20 protein-coding genes are annotated in these 23,168 nt (G+C 72.7%); 6 read left to right on the top strand and 14 right to left on the bottom strand.

The features are described 5' to 3' along the window. The 3 genes from KLK06_RS51040 to KLK06_RS51030 all read left to right on the top strand — a co-directional run. Window positions 1-1,634, top strand: a 1,634-nt coding sequence (locus tag KLK06_RS51040; RefSeq protein ID WP_214643108.1) for an FAD-dependent oxidoreductase, incomplete at its 5' end; no start/stop codon positions are given. Beyond that, the gene (locus tag KLK06_RS51035) at window positions 1,634-3,022 is read left to right on the top strand and encodes an amidase (RefSeq protein WP_214643107.1); all 1,389 of its coding nucleotides are present in this window, start codon (window positions 1,634-1,636) and stop codon (window positions 3,020-3,022) included. The genes KLK06_RS51040 and KLK06_RS51035, both read left to right, overlap by 1 nt. Before the next feature lie 67 nt (window positions 3,023-3,089). Beyond that, on the top strand, window positions 3,090-3,866 hold the full coding sequence (locus KLK06_RS51030; protein WP_214643106.1) for an SDR family NAD(P)-dependent oxidoreductase: 777 nt from the start codon (window positions 3,090-3,092) through the stop codon (window positions 3,864-3,866). Window positions 3,867-3,899: 33 nt separating this feature from the next. On the opposite strand, the gene KLK06_RS51025 is transcribed toward KLK06_RS51030, so the two are convergent. The 3 genes from KLK06_RS51025 to KLK06_RS51015 are packed head-to-tail and all read right to left on the bottom strand — an operon-like array spanning window position 3,900 to window position 7,128. Further along, window positions 3,900-4,574: a GntR family transcriptional regulator gene (locus tag KLK06_RS51025; protein WP_214643105.1), complete on the bottom strand. Its 675-nt coding sequence runs from the start codon at window positions 4,572-4,574 to the stop codon at window positions 3,900-3,902. Beyond that, entirely contained in the window at window positions 4,571-5,686 is a 1,116-nt protein-coding gene (locus KLK06_RS51020; protein WP_214643104.1) for a CaiB/BaiF CoA-transferase family protein, read from the bottom strand. The genes KLK06_RS51025 and KLK06_RS51020 overlap by 4 nt, the downstream gene beginning before the upstream one ends. Further along, on the bottom strand, window positions 5,683-7,128 hold the full coding sequence (locus tag KLK06_RS51015; protein ID WP_214643103.1) for an aldehyde dehydrogenase: 1,446 nt from the start codon (window positions 7,126-7,128) through the stop codon (window positions 5,683-5,685). The genes KLK06_RS51020 and KLK06_RS51015 overlap by 4 nt, the downstream gene beginning before the upstream one ends. A gap of 68 nt (window positions 7,129-7,196) precedes the next feature. On the opposite strand from KLK06_RS51015, the gene KLK06_RS51010 reads away from it, so the two are divergent. Beyond that, window positions 7,197-8,357 carry an acyl-CoA dehydrogenase family protein gene (locus KLK06_RS51010; protein WP_214643102.1) on the top strand — a complete coding sequence of 387 codons (1,161 nt, stop codon included), beginning with the start codon at window positions 7,197-7,199 and terminating at the stop codon, window positions 8,355-8,357. Between the two features lie 5 nt (window positions 8,358-8,362). Here the strand turns inward: KLK06_RS51010 and KLK06_RS51005 are convergent, their stop codons facing one another. Genes KLK06_RS51005 through KLK06_RS50965 form a run of 9 tightly spaced genes read right to left on the bottom strand, consistent with a single transcriptional unit; the run spans window position 8,363 to window position 18,084 of the window. Continuing rightward, window positions 8,363-9,424, bottom strand: a complete 1,062-nt coding sequence (locus tag KLK06_RS51005; RefSeq protein WP_214643101.1) for a C45 family peptidase — start codon at window positions 9,422-9,424, stop codon at window positions 8,363-8,365. After that, window positions 9,421-10,029 carry an FMN-binding negative transcriptional regulator gene (locus KLK06_RS51000; protein ID WP_214643100.1) on the bottom strand — a complete coding sequence of 203 codons (609 nt, stop codon included), beginning with the start codon at window positions 10,027-10,029 and terminating at the stop codon, window positions 9,421-9,423. The genes KLK06_RS51005 and KLK06_RS51000 overlap by 4 nt, the downstream gene beginning before the upstream one ends. Window positions 10,030-10,034: 5 nt before the next feature. Then, window positions 10,035-11,003, bottom strand: a complete 969-nt coding sequence (locus tag KLK06_RS50995) for a P1 family peptidase (protein ID WP_214643099.1) — start codon at window positions 11,001-11,003, stop codon at window positions 10,035-10,037. After that, on the bottom strand, window positions 11,000-11,737 hold the full coding sequence (locus KLK06_RS50990; protein ID WP_308168828.1) for an ABC transporter ATP-binding protein: 738 nt from the start codon (window positions 11,735-11,737) through the stop codon (window positions 11,000-11,002). The genes KLK06_RS50995 and KLK06_RS50990 overlap by 4 nt, the downstream gene beginning before the upstream one ends. Continuing rightward, the gene (locus KLK06_RS50985) at window positions 11,734-12,744 is read right to left on the bottom strand and encodes an ABC transporter ATP-binding protein (protein ID WP_214643098.1); all 1,011 of its coding nucleotides are present in this window, start codon (window positions 12,742-12,744) and stop codon (window positions 11,734-11,736) included. Before KLK06_RS50985 ends, KLK06_RS50990 begins: the two co-directional genes overlap by 4 nt. After that, entirely contained in the window at window positions 12,741-13,586 is an 846-nt protein-coding gene (locus KLK06_RS60920) for an ABC transporter permease (protein WP_214643097.1), read from the bottom strand. The genes KLK06_RS50985 and KLK06_RS60920 overlap by 4 nt, the downstream gene beginning before the upstream one ends. A gap of 50 nt (window positions 13,587-13,636) precedes the next feature. After that, on the bottom strand, window positions 13,637-14,545 hold the full coding sequence (locus KLK06_RS50975; RefSeq protein ID WP_214643096.1) for an ABC transporter permease: 909 nt from the start codon (window positions 14,543-14,545) through the stop codon (window positions 13,637-13,639). A gap of 2 nt (window positions 14,546-14,547) precedes the next feature. Continuing rightward, window positions 14,548-16,167, bottom strand: a complete 1,620-nt coding sequence (locus tag KLK06_RS50970; RefSeq protein ID WP_214643095.1) for an ABC transporter substrate-binding protein — start codon at window positions 16,165-16,167, stop codon at window positions 14,548-14,550. A 12-nt stretch (window positions 16,168-16,179) separates the two neighbouring features. Then, window positions 16,180-18,084: a primary-amine oxidase gene (locus KLK06_RS50965; RefSeq protein WP_214643094.1), complete on the bottom strand. Its 1,905-nt coding sequence runs from the start codon at window positions 18,082-18,084 to the stop codon at window positions 16,180-16,182. Window positions 18,085-18,224: 140 nt separating this feature from the next. On the opposite strand from KLK06_RS50965, the gene KLK06_RS50960 reads away from it, so the two are divergent. Continuing rightward, the gene (locus KLK06_RS50960; protein ID WP_214643093.1) at window positions 18,225-19,196 is read left to right on the top strand and encodes a LacI family DNA-binding transcriptional regulator; all 972 of its coding nucleotides are present in this window, start codon (window positions 18,225-18,227) and stop codon (window positions 19,194-19,196) included. Window positions 19,197-19,213: 17 nt separating this feature from the next. Here the strand turns inward: KLK06_RS50960 and KLK06_RS50955 are convergent, their stop codons facing one another. Further along, on the bottom strand, window positions 19,214-19,858 hold the full coding sequence (locus KLK06_RS50955) for a response regulator transcription factor (RefSeq protein ID WP_308168826.1): 645 nt from the start codon (window positions 19,856-19,858) through the stop codon (window positions 19,214-19,216). 122 nt (window positions 19,859-19,980) lie between these two features. Continuing rightward, on the bottom strand, window positions 19,981-21,411 hold the full coding sequence (locus KLK06_RS62060) for a sensor histidine kinase (protein ID WP_214643092.1): 1,431 nt from the start codon (window positions 21,409-21,411) through the stop codon (window positions 19,981-19,983). Between the two features lie 350 nt (window positions 21,412-21,761). Here KLK06_RS62060 and KLK06_RS50945 point away from each other — a divergent pair, with 350 nt between their 5' ends. Then, a complete protein-coding gene (locus KLK06_RS50945; protein WP_214643091.1) occupies window positions 21,762-22,877 on the top strand; it encodes a hypothetical protein in 1,116 nt (371 codons plus the stop codon). Window positions 22,878-23,168 lie beyond the last annotated feature (291 nt).

The following is a 23,168-nucleotide window of genomic DNA, read 5'->3' as shown; positions in this document are numbered from 1 at the left end:
TCGTCTCCGTGGCGGGGGGGGGGGGCGCCCGGGGGGTTTTCTCCGCGGCCGGGCCCCCCCCCCGCCTCGGCCTGCGCAGCGTGCTGGTGAGCGAGTGCGACTGGGTCGGAGGCCAGGTGAGCAGCCAGTGCATCCCTCCCGACGAGCATCCCTGGATCGAGTCGGTCGGCTGCACGCGCACCTACCGGGACTTCCGGGACCGCGTCCGCTTGTTCTACCGGCGCAACTACCCGCTCAAGGCCGAGGCTCGCACCACCAGCCGGCTGAACCCCGGCTCCGGCAACATCGGCCCGCTCAGCCACGAGCCGCAGGTGGCGCGGCTCGTCCTGGAGGAGATGCTGGCGCCCTGGATCAGCAGGGGCCTGGTCACCGTGCTCCGCGACCACCGGGCGGCCGAGGTCGCCACCGAGCACGACGAGGTCCGCTCCGTGCTCGTACGCGGGCCCGAGGGCGAGCAGACGGAGCTGACCGGCGCGTTCTTCCTCGACGCGACCGACCTCGGCGACCTCATCGACCTGGCCGGGGCGGAGCACGTCTTCGGCGCCGAGAGCAGCTCCGAGACCGGCGAGCCGCACGCGCTTCCCGGGCCCGCCGACCCCTACGACCAGCAGGCGATCACCTGGGCGATGCTGCTGAGCTGGAACCCCGGGACGGACAACACGATCGACCCGCCGGCCGGCTACGCGACGTGGCGCGCGTACCAGCCGCCCGAGTGGCCGGGGCCGCTGCTCAGCTGGGAGGTCAGCGACCACATCACCCACCAGCCCCGTCTGCGCCCGCTCTTCACCGAGCAGGAGTCGGCCGGAGGCGTCCGCTACGACCTGTGGCACGCCCGCAGGGTCCTCGACGCCGCGCATCTCGAACCCCTGTGGGGTGACATCACGGCCGCCGCCTGGCCCATGATGGACTACTGCCGGCTGCCTCTCATCGGCGTCGACGCGCCCGCCAGGGAGCTGGCCCTGCTGGAGGCCCGCCAGCTTTCGCTGTCCTTCCTGCACTGGATGCAGACGGAGGCGCCGCGGCACGACGGCGGGCGGGGATACCCGGAGCTGAGGCCGCGCGGCGACCTGACCGGCACGCCGGACGGGCTGGCCAAGATGCCCTACATCCGCGAGAGCAGGCGCATCCGCAGCGAGTTCACGCTGGTCGAGCAGCACATCGGCGTCGAGGCCCGGGCCGGGCTCGAAGGCGCCGAGCGCTTCCACGACAGCGTCGGCATCAGCGCCTACCGCATCGACGTGCACCCTTCCACCAGCGGGCGGCCCACCATCGACATCGACACCTGGCCGTTCCAGATCCCGCTGGGCAGCCTCGTGCCGGTACGCCTGCGCAACTTGCTGCCCGCCGCGAAGAACATCGGCGCGACGCACTTGACCAGCGGCGCCTGCCGGGTACACCCCGGGGAGTGGACCGTCGGCGAGGCCGCGGGCGCACTGGCCGGTTTCTGCGTCCGCCGCAAGGCGCTCCCGTCCCAGGCGCGCTCCGACCCTGACAAGCTGGGTGAGTTCCAGTCCATGCTGGCGGAGGTCATCGGCGTCGAGCTCGCATGGCCGCGCTACGAGGCGCTTACCCCCCGCCACAGGTTCGGTTACGTCCTGGAGAGCGCCCCCGCCCTGTCCGAAGGCACGTTGTGATGCCCACGGCCCCGCTCATCGACCTGCTCGCCCGGCACGGCGGCCTCTCCGGTCTGGCCGCGGCGGTGCGCGCCGGGGAACTGCGGCCGGAGGACCTCGCGCGGGCCGCGCTGGCCCGGATAGCGGAACTGGACGGAGACCTGCACGCGTTCACCCAGGTCTTCACCGAGTTTCCGGGCGGGAGCGGCGTCCGTGGGGCGCTGGCCGGGCTGCCCGTCGCGGTGAAGGACAACATCGACGTCGGCGGCCGGGTCACGACCCTGGGCCGCCCGGCCCGCGAGCGCCCGCCCGCGACGCGGGACGCCGTGGCGGTGAGCCGGCTGACGGAGGCGGGCGCGTTCGTCATCGGCAAGACGAACCTGCCCGAGCTGGCCAGCTCGGCCGTGACCGGCAACATCCACTACGGCGACGCCCGCAACCCGTGGGACCCGGCGCGCACCGCCGGCGGGTCGAGCGGCGGCTCGGCATCCGCCGTCGCCGCCGGCATGGCGGTCGCCGCGCTCGGCACGGACACCGGAGGGTCGGTGCTGATCCCGTCCGCGCTCACGGGCGTCTGCGGGCTGCGGCCCACGCACGGCCGCGTCAGCACGGAAGGCGTGGTCCCGCTCAGCCCCACGCTCGACACCGTCGGCCTCGTCGCCGTCACCCCCGACGACCTGTCGGTCCTGCTGGACGTCCTCCTGGACGGCCGGCAGGACGTACCCTCGGACGGGCAGCCTGAGGTACCACCGGACGCGCCCGACGGCACTCCGCCGCTGCGCCAGGTTCCGGGAGACGGCCTCGCGGGGCTACGCGTCGGCGTGCTCACGGGCTGGTTCGACGACGCGGCCGAGGTCGACGAGGGCGTGCGGCGGCAGGTCGCCGTCGCGGCGCGGGACCTGACGGGGGCCGGCGCGTCCGTCCAGCCCGTCGAGCTGCCCTCCGCGTCCGCCGTCCACCCGCATGCGCGGACGCTCTACGCCGTCGAGGCCGCCGCCACCTTCGCGGAGCTGCTGGAGCCCGGCAGGACCTACGCTCCGACCGTGGAAGCGCGCCGCGCCCACCGGTACGGCCCCGACGACCTGGCCCGCGCCCTGGAGTTCCGCAGGGCTTGGCAGGCCGAGCTGGCCGCCGCCTTCGCCGGCGTGGACGTCCTGCTCACCGCCACCACCCCGATCACGGCGCCGCGGATCGACATCGCGACCGAGGCGACCACGACGGCCCTCGTCCGCCACACGTACCCGTTCTGCTTCGCCGGGACGCCCGCCCTGTCCCTGCCGGCCGGGACACACGACGGACTCCCGGTGGGGCTCATGCTCGCCGGGCCGCCCGACTCGGACCGCCGGCTGCTCTCCATCGGCTCCGCCTGCCGGGCCGCCGGACTGCTCCCCTTCCCCGCCGCCCCCTGAAAGGACGACACATGCCCAGCTACCCGCACGAGACCATCACCCCGGTCGGATCCCCCGGAGCGCCGCGATGAGCGACGCGACGCAAACGGGCACCGGCCCGCGCACGCCCGTGGCGCTGATCACCGGAGGCGGAGGGGACATCGGCGGCGCGTCCGCCGCCCGGCTGGCCGCCGACGGATGGACGGTGGTGATCGGCGACCTCGACCTCGCCGCCGCCCTCGCCACCGCCGAGAGCGTCCCGGGGGCGGTGCACGGGCGGCGGCTCGACGTCGCCGACCCGCGCGACATCAGCGCCTTCGTCGAGGGAGCCGGGGCCGAGTTCGGGCGCATCGACGCGGTCGTCTGCGCCGCGGGGATAGAGCCGGCGCAGGACCTGGCCGGCATCGACGTCGACGCCTGGGACCGGACGCAGCACGTCAACCTGCGCGGCCCCGCCCTGATCGCCCAGGCCGTCCTGCCCTGGTGGGCGCGGCAGCGGTCGGGGTCCCTGGTGAACATCGGGTCACGTACGTGGCTGGGCGGCGGGCACCCGGGCTATGCCGCCTCCAAGGCCGGCCTCGTCGGCCTGACGAGGTCGCTGGCGATGGAGTTGGCGCCCCTGGGTGTCCGGGTCAACGCGGTCGCGCCCAGCTTCGTCCGCACCGGGTTCAGCAGGCAGCGGGGGGACGAGCGCATGCTCGACGCCTACGCGGAGCGGGTGCGCGCCGTGACGCCGATGGGCGAGCTGGTACGGCCCGAGGACGTCGCCAACGCCGTCGCGTTCCTGGCCTCGGACCAGGCGGCGCGGATCACCGGCGAGGTCCTCCACGTCTGCGCCGGCAGCCAGCTCCCGACCTTCCTCTGACCGTCGGCCCCTCAGGCGCGGGGTGCGCGTCGGTCAGTCGGTCGTACCGGGAGACAACCGCGCCTCGATGGCGGTCACCGCGTGGGCGCGGTGACCGGCCAGCACGGCCACCACGGCCTCGGCGTCTCGGCGGCGAAGGAGGTCGAGCGTGGCGCGGTGCTCCTCGATGACCCGCTGCCTGTTGGGCTCCTCGGCGTAGTACAGGGAGCGGTAGGCGTCGGTGGAGTCCCACAGCGTCCTGATCAGCCGGACCAGCCGCGGCAGCTCCGACCATTCGAAGATGGTCATGTGGAAGCGGCGGTTGGCCTCGGCCATCTCCAGCACGTCGCCCGCCGCCGCGGCCCGCTCGACCTCGGCCTGCGCCCGTTCGGCCGACTCCAGGCCGGCGTCGGTGAGGTGCTCGACCGCGCGGCGGACCGCCTCGGCCTCGAGCAGCTCGCGGATCAGGTAGACCTCGCGCAGGTCGTCGAGCGACAGCCGCTGCACGCAGTAGCCGCGGTGCGCCTTGTACGTGACCAGCCCCTCGCCCTCCAGGGTCTTCAGCGCCTCGCGCAGCGGGACCCGGCTGACGTCGAACTCCTCGGCCAGCGCCTCCTGCCTGATCGGATCGCCTGGGCGCAGGCGGCCGGTGGTGATCGCCCGCCTGAGCTCCTCCAGGACGAACTGCTGGGCCGTGGGCGGCCTGCGGTGCCCTTCTACCGAGGTCATTGCCCCAATATCTCACGGACCCAGTCCGCGTCCTGCCCGAGCGAGGGGGGCGGGAGGCGGTACTCGGGCGGCGTCGCGCCGAGGCCGATGGGGTTGGCCACCTGATCGCCGGCCAGCGGCTCCAGCCCGAGTTCCGCGGCGAAGGCGAAGGCCGCGTCCAGGGCGTTGATCGGCCCGCACGGCACCCCGGCCGGGGTGAGCGCGGCGAACCACTCGTCGGCCGTGCGCGCCGCCAGCGCCCGCTCGAGCTCGCCCACGAGCTCCTCCCGGCAGGCGACCCGGCCGGTGTTGGCGGCGAAGCGGGGATCTTCGGCCAGGTCGGCCCGGCCCAGCACAGCGCACAGGGCGCGGAATTGCCGGTCGTTCCCGGCCGCGATGACGATCGGCCGGTCGGCGGCGTGGAACACCTCGTACGGCACGATGCTCGGATGCCGGTTCCCCATGGCCTTCGGCACCACCCCGGCGGCGGCGTACCCGGAGGCGTGGTTGGTCAGGGCCGACAGCAGCGAGGACAGCAGCGACACCGACACCCGCTGTCCCTGCCCGGTGGCGTCGCGGTGGCGCAGCGCGGCCAGCACGCCGAGCCCCGCGTGCAGCCCGGTGATCACGTCGACGAGGGCCACGCCCGCCTTCGTGCCGGGGCCGTCCGGCTCGCCCGTCACGCTCATCAGCCCGCCGACGGCCTGCGCGATGAGGTCGTACCCGGGCAGTTCCGCGCCCTTGCCCGCGCCGAACCCGGTGATCGAGCAGTAGACCAGCCCGGAATTGGCGGCGCTCAACTCGGAGTAGCCGAGGCCCAGCCGGTCCATGGTGCCCGGTTTGAAGTTTTCGACGAGCACGTCGGCGCGGGCGGCCAGCGCGCGGGCCACCTCCAGGTCGGCCGGGTCGCGCAGGTCGAGGGCGATCGAGCGCTTGTTGCGGTTGACGGCCAGGAAGTAGGTGGCCACTCCCCCGGCGTGCGGCGGCCCCCACGAGCGCGTGTCGTCGCCGGCGCCGGGGCGTTCCACCTTGACGACGTCGGCGCCGAGGTCGGCCAGCAGCATGGTCGCGTACGGGCCGGCCAGCACCCGGCTGAAGTCGGCGACCAGCAGCCCGGACAGCGCGCCACTCATGCGGGGGCCCCGAGGTAGACGGTCACGGTCTGGGTGAAGAACTCGCGGGCCGCGCGCCCCTGCTCCCTGGGCCCGAAGCCGCTGAGCTTGCGCCCGCCGAACGGCACCCAGGGGAAGGTGCCCGCCGACTCGGAGTTGACGTGCAGCACGCCGACCTCCAGGTGTTCGACGGCCTGGAGGGCGACGCCGAGGTCCCTGGTGAAGATCGCCGCCGACAGGCCGTGCTCACTGTGGTTGGCCAGCCGCAGCGCCTCCTCGGGGCCCGACGCCCGCACGGCGCCCACGACGGGGCCGAACAGCTCTCTGCTCCACAGGTCCACGCCGGTGCCCGGCAGCGCGAGCACGGTCGGCGGCGTGAACCAGCCGGCCGCGAGATCGCCCTCGGTGTACGGCCGGGCGCCCGCCAGCACGGTGGCGCCCTGCCCGAGCGCGTCGCGCACGCCCGCCGACACCCGGTCCCTGGCCGCGGCGCTGACCAGCGGGCCCATGTCCACCCCGGCGCCGAGCGGGTCGCCGACGACGAGTTCCGCCGCCTTGGCGGCCACCTTGCGCAGCAGTTCGTCGGCGACGGACTCCTCGACGATCAGCCGGGAGGTGGCCGTGCACTTCTGCCCGGTGGACCGGAACGCGCCCAGGCACACCTGCTCGGCCGCATGGTCGAGGTCGGCGTCGGCCAGGACGACGGCGGCGTTCTTGCCGCCCATCTCGGTCTGCACCGGCTTGGCCAGCTCGCCGCAGCGCGCGATGACGGCCCGGCCCACTTCGGTGGACCCGGTGAAGGAGACCACGTCCACGCCGGGGTGGCCGATGATCGCCGCGCCCGCGTCGGCCTCGCCGTACACCAGGTTGAGCACGCCCGCGGGCAGGCCCGCATCGACGAGCGCGCCGGCCAGGCGGGCGGCCAGCAGCGGGACGAGCGAGGACGGCTTCCACACGACCGTGTTGCCGTAGGTGAGGGCGGGCGCCAGCTTCCAGGCGGGGATCGCGATCGGGAAGTTGAACGGGGTGATCACCCCGGCCACGCCGACCGGCTTGCGCATGACCAGAAGGTTCTCGCCGCGGCGCGGGGAGGCGTAGATCTCGCCGCTCTCGCGGTCGGCCTCGGCGGCGTAGTAGCGCAGGATCCTGGCCGCGCCGCGTACCTCCGCCACGCCCTCGGGCAACGTCTTGCCCTCTTCGCGGCTCAGCTCGCGGCCCCACTCCTCGGCGGCGTCGTCGATGAGGGCTGCGGCTCCGGCGAGCACGGCCGCGCGTTCGTGGTGCGGGGTGGCCCGCCAGGCGGAGGCGGCGGCGCGGGCCGCCCGGATCGCCAGCTCCACCTGCTCGGGTGAGGCGGCGTGGCCGCGGGCGACGACCTCTTCCGGCTTGGCGGGGTTGGTGTCGGTGAACTCCGCGCCGGATCCTTCGATCCAGCGGCCGTCCACGAGATTCAGGATGTCCATGGTCAACGCACCTTAACTGTGCCATATTGGATAATCAATATTGGATCCAAAATACAGGGAGCGTAGAAATGCACCCCTCCGCCCTCTTCGCCATCGACGGTCTGCTCACCGACGAGGAGCGCGACATCCGCCAGGCCGTCCGCCAGGTGTGCGACCGGGAGATCCGGCCGTACGTCGCGGACTGGTTCGAGGCGGGCGCGCTGCCCGCCCGCGAGCTGGCCCGCTCGCTCGGGTCCGTCGGTGTCCTCGGCATGCACCTCGACGGGTACGGCTGCGCGGGCCTCGGCGCCGTCGCCTACGGCCTGGCCTGCCTGGAGCTGGAGGCGGCCGACTCCGGCCTGCGCAGCCTGGTCTCGGTGCAGGGCTCCCTGGCCATGTACGCGATCTGGAAGTACGGCAGCGAGGAGCAGAAGCAGGAGTGGCTGCCCGCGATGGCGGCCGGTGAGCGCATCGGCTGCTTCGGCCTCACCGAGCCCGACTTCGGCTCCGACCCGGCGGGCATGCGGACGACGGCCAAGCGCGACGGCTCCGACTGGGTGCTGAACGGCACCAAGATGTGGATCACCAACGGCTCTGTGTCGGACGTGGCCGTGGTCTGGGCGCGGGCCGAGGAGGGCATCCGCGGCTTCCTGGTGCCCGCGGGCACGCCCGGCTTCGCCGTACACGATCTCAAGCGGAAGGTCTCCCTGCGCGCGAGCGTGACGAGCGAGCTGGTGCTGGACGGCGTGCGGCTCCCGCAGGAGGCGATGCTGCCCGGCGCGCGCGGCCTGTCCGGGCCGCTCGGCTGCCTGAACGAGGCCCGGTTCGGCATCGTGTTCGGCGCGATGGGCGCGGCGCTCGACTGCCTGGAGACGGCGCTCGCCTACGCGGCCGAGCGGGAGATCTTCGCCCGGCCGCTCGCCTCCTTCCAGCTCACCCAGGAGAAGCTCGCCGACATGACGCTGGAGCTGGGCAAGGGCCTGCTGCTGGCGGTGCATCTCGGGCGGCTGAAGGAGCGGGGCGAGCTGACCCCCGAGCAGGTGAGCGTCGGCAAGCTGAACAACGTGCGCGAGGCGATCGACATCGCCAGGACGTGCCGCACGCTGCTCGGCGCGAGCGGCATCACCCTGGAGTACCCGGTGATCAGGCACGCGGTCAACCTGGAGTCCGTACTGACCTACGAGGGCACCTCAGAGATCCACACGCTGGTGGTGGGCAAGGCGCTGACCGGGGTGCCCGCGTTCCACTGACGGGTTCAGAAGGTCTGCCAGGTCGAGTCGGTGACCTGGCAGAGCCTGCCCTTGTGCACCCGCATCTCGGCCGCCGTCACGTCCAGGCTGATCACCGCGAGCGTCTCCCAGCGCTGGTCGAGCGGCAGCGTGGGGTCGGCGTGCGCGCACACGGGCGCCACCGGCGCGTGGCAGGTCATCGCCCGCGCCCTGGCCGTGGCGTCCGGGTCGCCCAGCTCGCCGGTCCGCTCCTCCAGGTGTTCGAGCCTGGCGTAGGTGCCCGGCCGCTCGGTGCCCAGCCGCTCCCCCGCGCTCAGCGCGCCGTCCAGGAAGTGGTTGGCGTGCAGCAGTACGCCGGCGGCGTCCGCCTCGACGACCGCGACGCCGTCCGGGCAGATCTCCAGCGACCTGGCCCCCTCCTCGGTGACCACGGTGATCACGGTGGACGCCGACGTCCTGGCCGACCTGGCGATCTCGGTGGCCTGCTCCAGGGTGGCGGCCTCGTCCAGGATCCGGCGGGCGACCACGTGCACGGGCACGCCGGGGTTCGCGTGGTCCGACTCGTGGCGCAGGATGTTGAAGTGCGCGCCCAGTCCCGCGCTGTTCACGCCGATCTTGGCCAGCACCCCGAACTCGGTGAAGGTCCGTACCTTGTGTCCCTCACGCGGCTCGTACGCCCATAGCAGCGGCGCGTCGCGCAGGTGGTCGTGCCAGTCCCAGGTCTGCGTCGTGCGCGGCGGCAGCCCGCCGCCGAGCACGACGGCGGTGGAGCACTCGCCCTCCCCGTCGTGACGCAGCGCGGCCAGGATCTCGGTACGCGCGTTGATGACGGCGACCTGCCAGGGCTCCAGGCCGCACCCCGCCGCGATGCCGCCGATCTCCTCGGCGAGCTCCGGCGCCCACGCGGTCGTGCTGTCGAGCGCCTGCTCGCCCAGCTCTCTGACCCGCCCCTCGCGCGCGCCGCTCACCTCGAACAGCCGCAGATAGCCGTCGAGATTGGCGTGTACGGCCTGACGCCAGCGGGCGCCGAACTGCCTGCCGCGTCCGGCCGCGTCGAGGCAGGAGGAGGTATAGGAGGGAAAGGTCATCTCGGGTCCACCTTGTCCATCAGCGCGGCGACGGCGGCGCCGGCGTCGCGGCGGACCCGGTGGCGCTGCTCGTCGTCCTTGTCCTGGCTCAGCTTGAACACGCTCTGCTCGGCCGTGACCCGTACGCGGAAGGCCGCCACGCCGGACACGATCCTGGCGAAGACCTCCTCGGAGGCCGGGCTGGGCCGCCAGCTCGGCGTCCGCGGCGACTCCATCGCCTCCACCGTGCGCCGCACGACGTCCAAGGGGTCGGGGTGCGGCTCGATCAGGCCGGTCAGGTGGACGGCCGCGTAGTCCCACGTCGGTACGGCGGGATCGACCGCGTAGCTGGTCGGCGAGACGTAGCCGTGCGCGGCGGAGAAGACCACGAGCGCCTCGGTCTGCCGCTGGTCCCAGGCGTGCCACTGCGGGTTGACCTTGGCCATGTGGCCGAGCAGCGTCGCGCCCACGAACGTGGACTCGCCGCCGCTCTCCACGATGACGGGCACGTGGGTGGCCACCGGCACGCCGCCGGTCGCGGTGATCACCAGCGCGAACGGGTTCTCCCGCACCAGCCGCGCCACATGCGCGGGGCCTGGTGCCGCGAATCGCGGGAAGCTATACATTCCGCCTACTCCACACTGCTCAGGATGGCGTCCCAGGCGATCTCCGACGCCAGCGCGCCCAGCCCGGCCGGCTTGAGCCCGCCCAGCTCCACCTCGTCGGTGGTCAGCGCGAACAGCACGTCGCCGTCGTTCTGGGTGTGGAACGGCTGGATGCCCCGGTGCATCGAGCCGTGCACCTGGCGGCTCAACTGGGTGAGCTCGACGTCGGCCAGCCGTACGTTCGTGATCAGGACCGTCAGCGTGGTGTTGCCCATGACGGCGGGGGCGTCGGAGGCGATCGCGTAGTCCACGCTCGGGTGGCGCCTGGCGTCCTCGCCGGCGTGGTAGTTGCCGCGCAGGATCGTCCCGTCGCGGCCGACGACCACGCCCACGGAGTTGACCACCGTCGCCACCAGGACCTTGACCGCCCCGAAGGTGCCGAAGGCGGCGCCCTGCCCGGCGAACTCCGCCCTGGCGAACTCGACCTTGCCCGCGCTGGCGCTGCGGCCGGCGCCGCACCTGCCCACGGGGAACTCGCCCTCGACGGCGGCGCGCAGCGCGGCGCGGCCCAGTGGCCCGTCGGGGTGGACGGCGTTGTCCCGCGTGGAGAAGTCGTAGATCACCGCGCCCGAGACGAGTTGCAGCTCATCCCACTTGGTCCGGTTGCTCCGGCGGGCCAGCAGTTCCTCGCCGACCCCGGCGATCGCCGACATCCCGTACACCGAGCCGCCCGTCAGGCAGATGGCGTGGTTGTAGTCGTAGCCGCCGCTCAGGCCGACCGCCCCGCCGCGGGCGTCCACGGCGGTCCGCGCGCCCGCGGGGACGTGCACGACGGTGCAGCCGGTGGGGCCCTCGCCGTACTCCGCGGTGCCGACGTACACGCCGGGCAGGTCGAACGCGACCGAGCCGCGGCCCGGGCTGGGCTGCGGGGTCAGTGTGAGGTCGGAGTTACCGGGCACGCCGGCGGCGAAGGCCGACACGGGAGCGAGGGTCACAGGGACTCCAGGAGTTGTCGCGAGTACGGATGTTCGGGTGCGGAGTAGAAGGTGACCGCGTCGGCGGTCTCGACGACCTCGCCGCCGCGCATGACGGCGATCCGGTCGGCCACGTAGCGGACGGCGCCGAGGTCGTGGGAGATGAACAGCGCGGCGAAGCCGTACTCCGCCTGCAGGTCCTTGAGCAGGTTGAGTATCTGCACCTGAACGGAGACGTCCAGGGCGCTGACGGCCTCGTCGAAGACGATGAAGCTCGGCCGGGTGATCAGCGCGCGGGCGATGGACACCCGCTGCCGCTGGCCGCCGGACAGTTCGTGCGGGTAGCGGTCGGCGAAGCCGGGCTCCAGGCCGACCTGTTCGAGCGCCTCGGGGACCAGCGAACCGGCGTCCTTGCCCAGGACGGCCAGCGGCTCGGCGACGCTCTGGCCGATGCGCATCCTCGGGTTCAGCGACCAGTGCGGGTGCTGGAGCACGGCCTGCATCCGTCCGGCCAGGTCCTTGCGCCGCCGGGGGAAGGGGCGGCCGTCGAACCTGACCGTGCCGGAGGTGGGCCGCTGCAACCCGAGCGCCACCCGGCTGGTGGTCGTCTTGCCTGAGCCCGACTCGCCCACCAGGCCGAGCGTCTCGCCTTCGGCGACGGAGAGCGAGACGCCGCGCATGGCGTCCAGGCGGGTACGGCGCAGCGGCGGGCCCGTGGTGAAGGAGACCGTGACGTCGGTGAGATCGAGGATCACGCGATCACCTCCAGCTCGGCGGCCCGGTGGCAGAGCACGTCCTGGGTGCCGACGCGGACCGGTTCGGGGCGTTCGGTGGTGCAGCGGTCCTCGGCGAAGGGGCAGCGGGGCGCGAACGCGCAGCCGGCCGAGGGGCCGGTCAGGACCGGGGGGCGGCCCGGCACCGGCTCCAGCCGTACCCCGGGGGTGGCCGCGGCGGGGGCCGATCTGGCCAGGGCGGCGGTGTAGGGGTGGACGGGGTTGCCGAGCACTTCGGTGGCGGGGCCGCTCTCCACGACGCGCCCGGCGTACATGACCGCCACGCGGTCGCATCTGCGGGCGACGGCGGGCAGGTCGTGGCTGAGCCAGACGATGCTCGTGCCCTCCTCGCGGGCCAGCGAGAACACCACGTTCAGCACCTCCTCGCGCACCTGGCTGTCGAGCGAGGCGGTCGGCTCGTCGGCGACCAGCAGCTCGGGTGAGGCGGCCATGGCCAGCGCGATCGCCACTCGCTGGGCCATGCCGCCGGACAGTTGGTGCGGGTAGGCGGTCGCCACGCGCGGGTCGTCGAGCTTGACCCGCCCCAGGTGGAAGGCCACGTCCGCGTTGATCCCGCCGCCGCGACCACCGCGGCCACCGCCGCTGTCATGACCGTCGCGGCCCTCGCGGCCCTCGCGGCCCTGGGCTCGCAGGACGAGCTTGAGCTGGTTGCCGACCCGCATGGTGGGGTCGAGGGAGGCGATCGGGTCCTGGAAGACGAAGCCGAGCCGCTGCCCGCGCAGCCGCCGCAGCGCGGCGGGCGGCAGGTCCAGCACCGGCTCGCCGGCTACGCGGACCGTGCCCGCGGTGACCACCGCCTGGCGGGGCAGCAGGCGGCCGATCGCCGCGCCGAGCGTGGACTTGCCGGACCCGCTCTCGCCCACGACCCCGACGGCCTCGCCCGCCGCCACTCGCAGGTCGGCGCCGTCGAGGGCGCGGGCCGTCCCGTAGTCGACCTCCAGGCCGTCCACTTCGAGCAGCGCGCTCATATCAGTGCCCTCGTCTCCCTCGGCTCGAACCGGTCGCGCAGCCCGTCGCCCAGCACGTTGATGGACAGGATGGCGAGCACCAGCACGACGCCGGGCCCGATGATCAGCCAGGGGGCCGCCATCATGTAGGTGCCGCCCTGGCGGATCAGCACCCCGAGCGACGCCTGCGGCGGCTGCACGCCGAAGCCGAGGAAGCTCAGGCCGCCTTCGACCGAGATGCCGACCGACAACGCGTAGGTGCCCTGCACCGCGATGGTGCCGGCCACGTTCGGCAGGATGTGGCGGCCGAGGATCCGCGGCAGTCCCGCGCCGCTGATGGCCGCCGCGGTCACGTAGTCGCGTTCGGCCACGGCGACGGCGGCGGCTCGTACCAGCCGGATCATCAGCGGGATCGTGACCAGCACGATGCTGGCCACCGCCGCGAGCTGGCCGGGCCCGGCGACGGCTGCCACCAGGATCGCCAGGACGATGGCGGGGAAGGAGTAGAGCAGCTCCACCACCCGCATGACCAGCTCGTTCAGGTAGCCGCCGCGGTATCCGGCGAGGATGCCGAAGCCCGCGCTGAGCGCGGCGGTCACCAGGACGGCGGCCGAGGAGAGCAGCAGCGTGGTGCCGACGCCCTCCATGACGCGCGGCAGCATCGAGCGGCCCAGGTTGTCGGTGCCCAGCCACCAGCCCGGCCCGGGCGGTTGCAACCGCGGCCCGACGATCGCGTCGGGGTCGCCGCCGGCGTGCACCAGCGAGCCGAGCGCGACCAGTACGAGCAGCAGCAGGCAGCCCAGGCCGGTCAGCGACAGCGGATCAAGCCGCCTCGCCCGCCGCCCGCCTGCCGTCCCTTTCACGCTCGCAGTCCTTTTCGCACGCGCCGTCCCCTTCACCCGCGTGGTCCTGTTCACGCGCGCCTCCCGAGTCTCGGGTCGACCAGCCCGACGAGCAGGTCGATCAGGACGTTCATGACGATGAACACGGTGGCCGCGAGCAGCACGCCCGCCTGCACGACCGCGTAGTCCCTGCGCCCGACCGCCTGGACGACGTACGAGCCGATGCCCGGCAGGTTGAACAGGTACTCCACGATCAGCGCGCCACCCAGGAGGTAGGCGGTGATCGTCGCGGTGAGCGTCAGCACGGGCCCTGCGGCGTTGCGCAGGATGTGGTGCCTGACGATGAACCACGGCGTCTCGCCCCGGGCGACGGCGGCGGTGACGTGCGGCTCGACCAGCACGTTCAGCACGGCGTCGCGGGTCGTCCTGGCCGTCGCCGAGATGGCGAAGATCGACAGCACCGCGGCGGGCAGCAGGTAGCCGCTGGTCTGCAGGCCGTACCGGGAGACCACGAACACCACCAGGCTGCCCAGCGCGAACTCGGGGACGCTCACGCCCAGCCCGCTCAGCAGCCGCCCGGCGACGCCACCGCCTCCCGGGCGGGCGCGCAGCGCGGTCAGCACGCCCAGCGGCACCCCCGCCAGGACGGCGGCGGCGACGGCGAGCAGGGTGAGCTGGGCGGTCACCGGGAGCCGGGCCCACAGCTCGGCCGCGACCGGCTGCCCGCTGATCATCGAGGTGCCGAAGTCCCCGGTGCCGACGGCCGCCATCCAGTGCCCGTACTGCGCGAACACCGACTGGTCGAGCCCGTACCTGACGGCCAGCTCGGCCTTCTGCTCGGGCGTGGCGAACGGGCCCAGGATCGTCTCGGCGAACCCGCCCGGCATCAGCCGGAGCGCCGCGAAGATCAGGACGGAGATGCCGAGGAGGGTGACGGCCGAGCTCAGCGCCCGGCCCGCCCACCACAGCAGGAGCCGCATCGTCAGCCCTTCTTGACCCGGGCGTCGGCGACCAGCCGGAGCAGGTTGCCGTAGCCCTCGGTGGCGTACAGGCTCGGGCTGACCGCGTCGGCGCGGTAGGCGACCGTGGCCGGGCGGGTGACCAGCGGGATCATCTGCGCGTCGGTGTCCACCTTGGCGCACACCGCGGCCAGCGCCTTGTCGCGTTCCGCGCCCGACGGGGTCTCGGTCGCGGCGGCGATCAGCTTGTTGAGGTCCTTGTCGGCCTGCATGAAGCCCACGTTGAAGCCGGCGACGTCGGGGTTCCACCAGGTGGTGACCATGCCGGGGTCGGCGTACCCGGCGAACCACGACAGCGCGGCGTCGAACGTCGCGGGCACCTTGCCGTATACCTTGCCCGACCAGCTCGCCTCGTCCATCTGCTCGATCTTGACGGCGACGCCGGCCTGCTGGAGGTTCTGCTGGATCACCTGGGCGACGGCGGGGGCCGGCTCGGTGGAGTAGATGCTGAGCGTGAACGACAGGTTCGCGACGCCCGCCTGGGCCAGCAGTTCCTTGGCCTTCGCGGCGCCGCCTCCGGTGGCCGAGGGCAGCGTGGCCGGGTCACAGGCGCCGGGCAGGCCGGCGGGCGTGACGCCGGTGGGCTTGCCCTGGCCGCCGAGCGCCACTTCGGCCATCTGCTTGCGGTCCAGGGCCATGTTCAGGGCCTGCCGGACCCGGGGGTCGGCGAACTTGGGGTTCTTGGAGTTGAGCATCAGGTAGTAGAAGTCGGTGGTGGCCTGGGTGGCGACCTTGACGTTCGCGGCTCCGGCCAGCATCGCGGCGGAGTCGACGTTGCCCAGCGCGGCCAGGGCGGAGCTGCCGTTCTGCACGGCGGCCACGCGGGCGGCCTCCTCGGGCGCGATCGTGACGGTCAGGCTGTCGGCGGCCGGCTTCCCCTTGTCCCAGTAGTGCTCGTTGCGGGCGAAATTCCAGGACACGTCCTGGCGGTGCGCCTGCACCTTGAACGGCCCGGTGCCGAGCATCTCCTTGGCCGGGTCGAGCGTCTTGGCCTCGATCTCCTTCATCGGCAGGATCGCGGCGGGCACGTTGGCCAGCGCCGCCAGGAACGGCGTGTACGGCTTGGCCAGCGTGACCTTGACCGTGGCCGCGTCGACCTTGGCCACCTTCTCGACCGGGCCGAGCTGCCCCCGCCACACCGACTTGGCGGCCAGCAGCCGCTTCAGGCTGCCCACCACGTCGTCGGCGGTCATCTCCCTGCCGTTGGAGAAGGCGACGCCCTTGCGCAGGTGGAACACGTACGTGGTCGGGGTCGGGTTCTCCCAGCTCTCGGCGAGCCGCGGCTGCGGGGTGAAGTCGGGCCCCACGGTGACCAGCGTCTCGTAGACCAGCGACATGAGCTGCCAGGAGGTGGCCACGTCGGCGAGCTGCGGGTCGAGCCCGGTCGCCGCGCCGCTGTCGATGTGCACCGCGACGTTGAGCGCGCCGCCCGCGGGCAGCTTGTCGTCGGCCACGGCCAGGAAGCCGGGGGCGGCCGTCGAACCGGTCGCGGCGGTGCCCGGCGGGGCCGCCGCCGTCCCGCCGCCGCAGGCGGAAGTGGCCAACGCGAGTGCCGCGACGCTACCGGCCAGTCTGTATCGCATGACGCCTCATCTCTAGTGACAGGAGCCCTGGCTGCTCGGCGGGACGTCGAGCGTGGGGTTGCGGTCGAAGAACCCGGCGGGCTTCAGGGTGAATCCGCACGTGTCGACGGGCATGATCGGCCAGTCCTCGGTACGGGGGAAATGGGTCAGCCCGAACGTGTGCCACAGCACGATGTCCTGGCCGTCGATGTCGCGGTCCGCCGCCGTGTACGCGGGCAGACCGGCGCCACCTGGATGCTGGTTGACCAGGTCACCGGCCGGATACCGCTCCCGGGGGTGGTACCTGGTGACCCAGAGATGGCTGGTGGCGAACTCCGCCCTGGCGCGGATCGAGGAGTCCTCGTGGGCGAGCAGGGTGGGCAGGCCCTCGGGGTACAGCGCGTAGCCGACGGGCTCGCCCAGCCGGTTGGTAACCGCCGGGTTGACCACGTGCCAGGTCCGGCCCGCAGCGAGGTCCGCGTCGCGCCGGCCCTGCGATTCGGTGCGCAGCCTGGTGACCTTGCGGCCGAAGGCGTTGCCGTACGGGTTGCCCTCGTCCATGGGCAGGCGTACGACCTCCACCTCGTCCACCGCGTTGGCCGGGCCGTCGACCATCATGTCCAGCCGCGCGGAGAACAGGTGCTGGTGGTACGGCGCGGCCAGCCCCGGCGCCACCTGCGAGCCGTACGGCGCGGCCCGCTCGTCATAGGCGCCGGTGAACACGATGCCGGTGGCCTTGACCTCCAGCTCGATGGTGCCGTCCAGGTAGAGGTACCAGTAGAAGCCGTAGTCGTAGTTGCCGACAGTGACGAAGAAGGAGATGACCAGCCGCCGCTGCCTGCGGGTCTCGCGGGAGCCGTTGGCCGGGTCGGTGTGCTTCCACAGCACGCCGTAGTCCTCTTCGTGCATGCAGATCGCGTTCGGCAGCACCTGGGGCGAGCCGTCGCCGCCGGTGACGGTGACGTCGAAGTAGGTGATCTCGCCCAGGCAGTCGCAGCCCAGCTCCAGCGAGTTGGCCAGCTTGCCGAGCTGGTATTCGCCGGTGTCGAAGTAGTTCTGCCAGAACCGGATCGGGCTCGGGTCCCCGTACGGCACCAGCATCTCGGCCACCGACGCGCGGTAGACGATCGGCCGGCCGTCGAAGCCGATCTGGTGCAGGACCAAGCCCTCGCGCATGTCGTAGCCGAGGCGGACGTTCCACTTCTCCCAGGTGACGAGGTTGCCGTCGATGCCGAAGCTGGGGCCCTCCGGCTGGGTGATGTGGATGGGCCGCTGGCTGGTGCGGTGCTCGCGCTCCAGGTGGTAGTCGCCCGCCTCGGCGGGGATGGGCTGCGCGCCGGTGTCGACGATCTCGACCACCGCGCCCTTGAGCAGGTCGACGAAGGCCACCAGGCCGTCGATGGGGTGCGCCCAGGGCAGGCTCTCCTCGGTGGGCCGCAGGTGGGCCAGGACGCGGGCGATCCGCCTGCCCTCCTCGCCCGGCAGGCCGTAGCTGCCCGCCGACAGCGCGGCGAGCCACACCAGAGCCGTGTCGTCCAGACCACGTCTGGCCAGCGCCTCGGCCCACCCGGCGTCGGCGCCGAGCACCTTCCTGACCAGCTCGTGCTCCTCGTCCAGCATGGGAACCTGGCCGTCGGTGATCGGGTCGATCGGCCGGCGCTCCGCCACCCGTCCCTCGGTGATCGAGACGATGACGTCCTGGGCCTGCTCGGTCGCCAGATCGAGCACAAGAGCGCGGGCCCGACGGGCCGTGGGGGCTTCGCCTAGCACGGCTTCCTTCGGGGGCTCCTCGATCCCGAGGTAGGCCACCCGGCCGGTGACGGCCAGCACGCCGTCGTCCGCCATGATCCGCTTGACGTCCTCGATCTCCTCCGCGCTGAGCGGGTCGAGCGGATGAGACCGCTCCCCGACGCCGAGAACCCGCCGTCCAGCTGCCATCCGGCTTTCGCCCCTCTCCTTGGTTTGCCGGAACGTTCCGGCATGCGGGTCAACATACTTCCGCGTCAGGGCGAGGACAAGTCCTTTGGCCAGGTCGATACATGGCGGAAACAGAACAACGGTGGCGCTAACATCGGGGCGTGCGCGCAGACGAGCCGGCCACGATCCTCACGGTCGCCAAGACGGCAGGGGTTTCCAAGACGACCGCGTCCGACGCGCTCAGGGGCTCCGGCCGGGTGTCGGAAGAGACCAAGGCCCGGGTGATGGAGGCGGCCGACGCGCTCGGCTACGTGCCCAACGGGTCGGCCAGGCACCTGCGCCGCGCGAGCACCGGCACCATCGGCCTGCACGTGCCCGAGGTGCTCACCCGCTCGTCCTACTACATGTCGTTCGTGTTCGGGGTCGTGCAGGGGGCGGCCGACAACGACTACGACGTCACGCTGATCACCTCGGGCCGCCGCACCCCGCGCGTCGACGGCCTCGTCCTCGGCGACCCCCTCGGGGACGACCCGATCGTGGCCAAGCTCATGGACACCGGCCTGCCCACGGTCACCTGCGAACGCTTCACCGGCACCGGGCGGGCCGACGGCGTGGTGCGCTCCGAACACGCCGAGATGCTGGGCCGGCTCATGGACCACCTGCGGGCCTCCGGCGCGACCCGCCCCGCGCTCATCGTGGCCGGCGACATGAGCGACTGGGCCGCCTCCGTACACCGGGGCTTCCGCGACTGGTGCACCCGCCACGGCGCGGACCCGCTGGTCCGCACGGTCCCCTTCGACTGCTCGGCGGACGAGGTCCACCAGGCCGCCCGCGACCTGCTCGCGCTGGAGCCGCGCGTCGACGCCCTGGTCTGCGGCCCCGCCGGATCGGCCACGGACCTGCTGCCGCTCCTCCGAGAGGAGGGCCGCGACCTGCTGCTCGCGTCCTGCGTCGACAGCCCCGCGATGCTGCAGGCCGACCCGCCCATCACCGCCATCGACCTGCGGCCCAGGGAGGCGGGGGTACGGTGTGCGGAGCTGCTGTTCGACCTGCTGAGGGGTACGAGCCCGGCGGGGACGGAACGCATCCACCCCATCGAACTCACCTTGCGAGCCTCCACACAGCCCTCATGACGAGCGCTCAACGTCCCTCATGACGAGCTCTCCGCGTCGTGGACCACCAGGGCGAGCTGGACCCGATTGTCCAGGGCCGCCTTGGTGAGGATGCGGGAGATGTAACCCTTGACGGTGCCGACGCTCATGTGCAGCTCGGCGGCGATGACCGCGTTGGGCTTACCCTGACCGACCGCCAGCGCCACCTCACGCTCCCGCCCACTGAGCCGCGCCAGCACCATCCGGGCGTCGGCGCGACGGCGACTCTCCTCTTCGGGCACCAGGTGCGCGATCAACCGCCGGGTGACGCTCGGCGACAGTATCGGCTCGCCGCCCACAACCCGGCGAATGGCATCGACGATCCCTTCCGGCGGGGTGTCCTTGAGCAGAAACCCACTGGCCCCCGACCGCAACGCCCGGAAGACGTGCTCGTCGGCGTCGAACGTGGTGAGCACGATCACCTCGGGCGCATCGGGCCGGCTGCGCAGTCGCCGAGTCGCCTCGATGCCATCGAGCCCGGACATCCGGATGTCCATCAGCACCACATCGGGCGCGTACTGGTCGACCGCGGCCCGCACCTCACCACCATCGGCCACCGCCCCCACCACCAGGAGATCGGCCGCACCTTTGAGCATCAGCGTCAGACCGGCACGGACGAGCGCGTCATCATCAACGATCAGCACCCGGATAGGCGCCGACGCCGCCGTGACTGGCGCCGTCACTGGCACTGGCGCCGTCGCTGGCACTGGCACTGGCTGCGGCTGCGGCTGCGGCTGCGGCTGCGGCTGCGGCTGCGGCGACTCACTCACATCGGCCATGGTAGCCACGCCACCAGCCGGAACCCGCCACCCACCATGGGCCCGCACTCCAACCGCCCACCCGCCAAAACCGCCCGCTCCCCCAACCCAGCCAACCCAGCCCCCGCCCCCGTCAGCCCGATATCGACCCCGGACACGAGCCCTCCGGCCCCACCGGCACCAACCCCACCGAACCCCACGCCTCCAGCGAGCCCGGCACCGGACCCCGCACCTCCCACGGACCCAACGCCCGACCCCGCACCTCCCACGGACCCGACGCCCCACCCAGGAGTCGCGATGCCGGCGGGCCCGGGACCCGCACCAGACCGCACGCCTTCGGTAGGCCCGGCATCCTCCCCAAACCGCCCCACCCCACCGCCCAGCTCAACATCCGTTTCGGATGCCGTCTCGCCAGGCGACGGGTTGCGTACCTCGACCCTCAGCTCGGCGCCCGCCGTACCGGACAGGAGGACCGTGACCGGCTGGCCGGGCGCGTGCTTGCGGGCGTTGGTGAGACCTTCCTGGACGATGCGGTAGGCGGCACGGCCGGTGGCGTCCGGCAGATCCGCCAACCGCAGCCCGTGGTCGTACAGCTCGACCCGCATCCCAGCCCGCCGGGACTCCTCCACGAGCGGCACAAGATCCGGCCGGCCACGCGTCAACGAGCCGTCATCAGACGGCGGCGCGTCGCGGAGCACGGAGATGACCGCACGCAGCTCCTCCAGCGCCAGATGCGCGCTCGACCGGATCACCCCCGCGGCCTCCGCGACATCGCCCGGCGTCGCACCCGCGTTGAACTCCAGCGCCCCAGCATGCACCGCCAGCAGCGACAGCCGGTGCGCGAGCACATCGTGCATCTCCCGCGCGATGCCGATCCGCTCCGCCCGGCGCGCCTCTTCGGCACGGAGCCGCTGGTCGGCTTCGGCCCGCCGAGCCCGCTCGGCCAGCGACAGCACCAGCTCCCGCCGAGTACGCGCCAGCATGCCCCAGCCGGTCAGCGCCCCACCGAACAACACGCCCACCAGCGCCCACACCGGATACGGCGCCAGCCCCGGCGGTCGCCAAGCGAACCTGACCAGCGTCGCCACCACCCCCGCAGCCCCCACGGCGATCGCGGCGGGCGGCCGCCGATACAGGGCCGCGATCACCGTGGCGATCCCGGCCGCCACCGAGGCGGCCGCCGCGGGCACCGACAGCGCGATGACGGCCAGTCCCACGGTCACCGGCCACCTGCGGCACAACCACAACCCCGCACAGGCCAGCGCGCCACCCGCCACGTCGGCCACCAGGTACCAGCCCGGCGTCTCGCCCGCCAGGTCTCCCCAGACGACCGCGACAGCCCCGACGAGCGCGCACATGAAGCCACCCGCCCCGACCGCCCAGTCACGCCGCGACCGAATCCAACCGGGCCGTACGTCCTCCGCGCTGGCCACGAACATGACCGCAGGCTAGCCCGTCACCGACCCGTGCGTAAGCAACCAAAGTCACCACCGGAGACAACCGAAGTCGCAGCCACCGGAACATCGGGAGCGGTCGCCCGAAGTCGCCGCCAACGGGACATCGGGGGCGGTTGACCAAAGTCGCCGCCAGCCGGTGCCCAGGTCATCGGCGCCGCCCGACCGAACAGGCAACGGCTGACCGGACAGATGGCGGCTGACCGAACAGGCGGCGGCTGACCGAAGTCACAGTCGGCAGACAACCGAGGTGGGTGGCGGAAAGTGACCGAAGTGGCCACGGACCGGTCTTCGGGTAGCAGCGGCGGTTGCCCGGCGCGCGACACCGTGGCGGCATGACCACATCTGACTCCAGCGGGCGCGGCCGATGGGCCGCGCTGCTGCTCGCGGTGATCACCCCGATCGTCGCCGAACTCACCCTGGGCAACCCGCCCCTCAGCCAGATCTGGCTGCTGCTCCTGTGGGTGCCGATCTACGGCGCGGGAACCGTGCTGATCCGCGAGCTGGTACGGCGGCGCGGCGCGGGCTGGCCGTCGATCCTGCTGCTCGGGGTCGCGTACGGCATCGTCGAGGAGGGCCTGGTGCTGCAGGCGCTCAGCAGCCCCACCCTGTACGGCGTCGCCGGCTGGGCTCCCAGAGTGCTTGGACTGAACAGCGCCTACGCCGAGCTCAACCTGCCCTACCACGCCGTGTTCAGTGTGGCGCTGCCGATCCTGCTGGCCGACCTGATGTTCCCCAGCCTGCGCGACCGGCCGTACCTGAAGCGGACGGGGCTGGTGGTGGCCGGGGTGGTGTTCGTGCTGGGCGGGGCCCTGCTGCGGTGGAGCGTGGCGGGCTTCATCGACCCCGGCTACCAAGCGCCGGTAGCGGTGGTGGTGGGCTGCCTGGCGGCTGTGGCGCTGCTCGCGGCGGCGGCACTGCGCTTCGTTCCCGCCGCATCGCGCCCGGATCCCAGCGCACCGCACCCCGCTCCCAGCAGATCAGCCAGCGCGCCGCGCATCGTTGCCAACACACCACCACCGCACACCGCTCCGGGCACGTCAGCCGCCGTCCCAAACGCATCCACTCCGGCCGCCGGTACGGGCGCGGTGCCCGGTTCGTGGGCTGTGGGCGTCTTCGGGGGGATCGTCGCCTTCGGCTACCTCGCGTTGCTGTTCCCCTTCGGCGGGGCCACGCAGCCCGCCTTCACCCATGGCGGCTGGGTGGCGGTGCCGATGCTGGTCGCGGCGGTCCTCGCAGTGCTCGCAGGGTGGCTGGTACGCCGTTGGACGACGGGCGGCGGGTGGACGGACCGGCACAGCCTCGCCCTGGCCGGCGGGGCGCTGGTGGCACACACCGCTTTCGGGGTGGTGGCCAACGCCGAAACCCTCGCCGACCGGGCCGGGCTGACCGCGCTCGGGCTGGTCATGATCGGCCTGCTGGCGCTGCTCAGCCGCCGCACACCGGCGTAGTACTCCGGGGCCACTTCGCGATACTGGGACCGCCGCTCGAGGGATCGATGATGCCGTCGAGAATCTCGTGTTCGTTCGCGTAGTGGTAGAGGCGATGTGTGTGGGCCGAGCGGGTCAGGTCCCGGGGACGCTGCGGCGCCGTCGGGCTTCGGATTCGATCTGGCGCTGTAACGGGTCATGGCGTGAAGCGAGATACCCGGTATGAACGTGATGCTGCACGTGTGGGGCGGATGTAACCACGCCAGGACGGCGGTTGTGACAACCACGTAACAGGTTCTTCTTAGGGTGCGG

The organism is Nonomuraea sp. NEAU-A123 (assembly GCF_018603905.1).
Lineage (GTDB): Bacteria > Actinomycetota > Actinomycetes > Streptosporangiales > Streptosporangiaceae > Nonomuraea.
This window is presented reverse-complemented; position numbering and strand designations above follow the sequence as displayed.

What these genes read in the sequence shown, in the direction of transcription:
- KLK06_RS51035 (WP_214643107.1), top strand. Translation starts at nt 1,634, where the DNA reads ATGCCCACGGCCCCGCTCATCGACCTGCTCGCCCGGCACGGCGGCCTC.
- KLK06_RS51030 (WP_214643106.1), top strand. Translation starts at nt 3,090, where the DNA reads ATGAGCGACGCGACGCAAACGGGCACCGGCCCGCGCACGCCCGTGGCG.
- KLK06_RS51025 (WP_214643105.1), bottom strand. Translation starts at nt 4,574, where the DNA reads ATGACCTCGGTAGAAGGGCACCGCAGGCCGCCCACGGCCCAGCAGTTC.
- KLK06_RS51020 (WP_214643104.1), bottom strand. Translation starts at nt 5,686, where the DNA reads ATGAGTGGCGCGCTGTCCGGGCTGCTGGTCGCCGACTTCAGCCGGGTG.
- KLK06_RS51015 (WP_214643103.1), bottom strand. Translation starts at nt 7,128, where the DNA reads ATGGACATCCTGAATCTCGTGGACGGCCGCTGGATCGAAGGATCCGGC.
- KLK06_RS51010 (WP_214643102.1), top strand. Translation starts at nt 7,197, where the DNA reads ATGCACCCCTCCGCCCTCTTCGCCATCGACGGTCTGCTCACCGACGAG.
- KLK06_RS51005 (WP_214643101.1), bottom strand. Translation starts at nt 9,424, where the DNA reads ATGACCTTTCCCTCCTATACCTCCTCCTGCCTCGACGCGGCCGGACGC.
- KLK06_RS51000 (WP_214643100.1), bottom strand. Translation starts at nt 10,029, where the DNA reads ATGTATAGCTTCCCGCGATTCGCGGCACCAGGCCCCGCGCATGTGGCG.
- KLK06_RS50985 (WP_214643098.1), bottom strand. Translation starts at nt 12,744, where the DNA reads ATGAGCGCGCTGCTCGAAGTGGACGGCCTGGAGGTCGACTACGGGACG.
- KLK06_RS50975 (WP_214643096.1), bottom strand. Translation starts at nt 14,545, where the DNA reads ATGCGGCTCCTGCTGTGGTGGGCGGGCCGGGCGCTGAGCTCGGCCGTC.
- KLK06_RS50970 (WP_214643095.1), bottom strand. Translation starts at nt 16,167, where the DNA reads ATGCGATACAGACTGGCCGGTAGCGTCGCGGCACTCGCGTTGGCCACT.
- KLK06_RS50965 (WP_214643094.1), bottom strand. Translation starts at nt 18,084, where the DNA reads ATGGCAGCTGGACGGCGGGTTCTCGGCGTCGGGGAGCGGTCTCATCCG.
- KLK06_RS62060 (WP_214643092.1), bottom strand. Translation starts at nt 21,411, where the DNA reads ATGTTCGTGGCCAGCGCGGAGGACGTACGGCCCGGTTGGATTCGGTCG.
- KLK06_RS50945 (WP_214643091.1), top strand. Translation starts at nt 21,762, where the DNA reads ATGACCACATCTGACTCCAGCGGGCGCGGCCGATGGGCCGCGCTGCTG.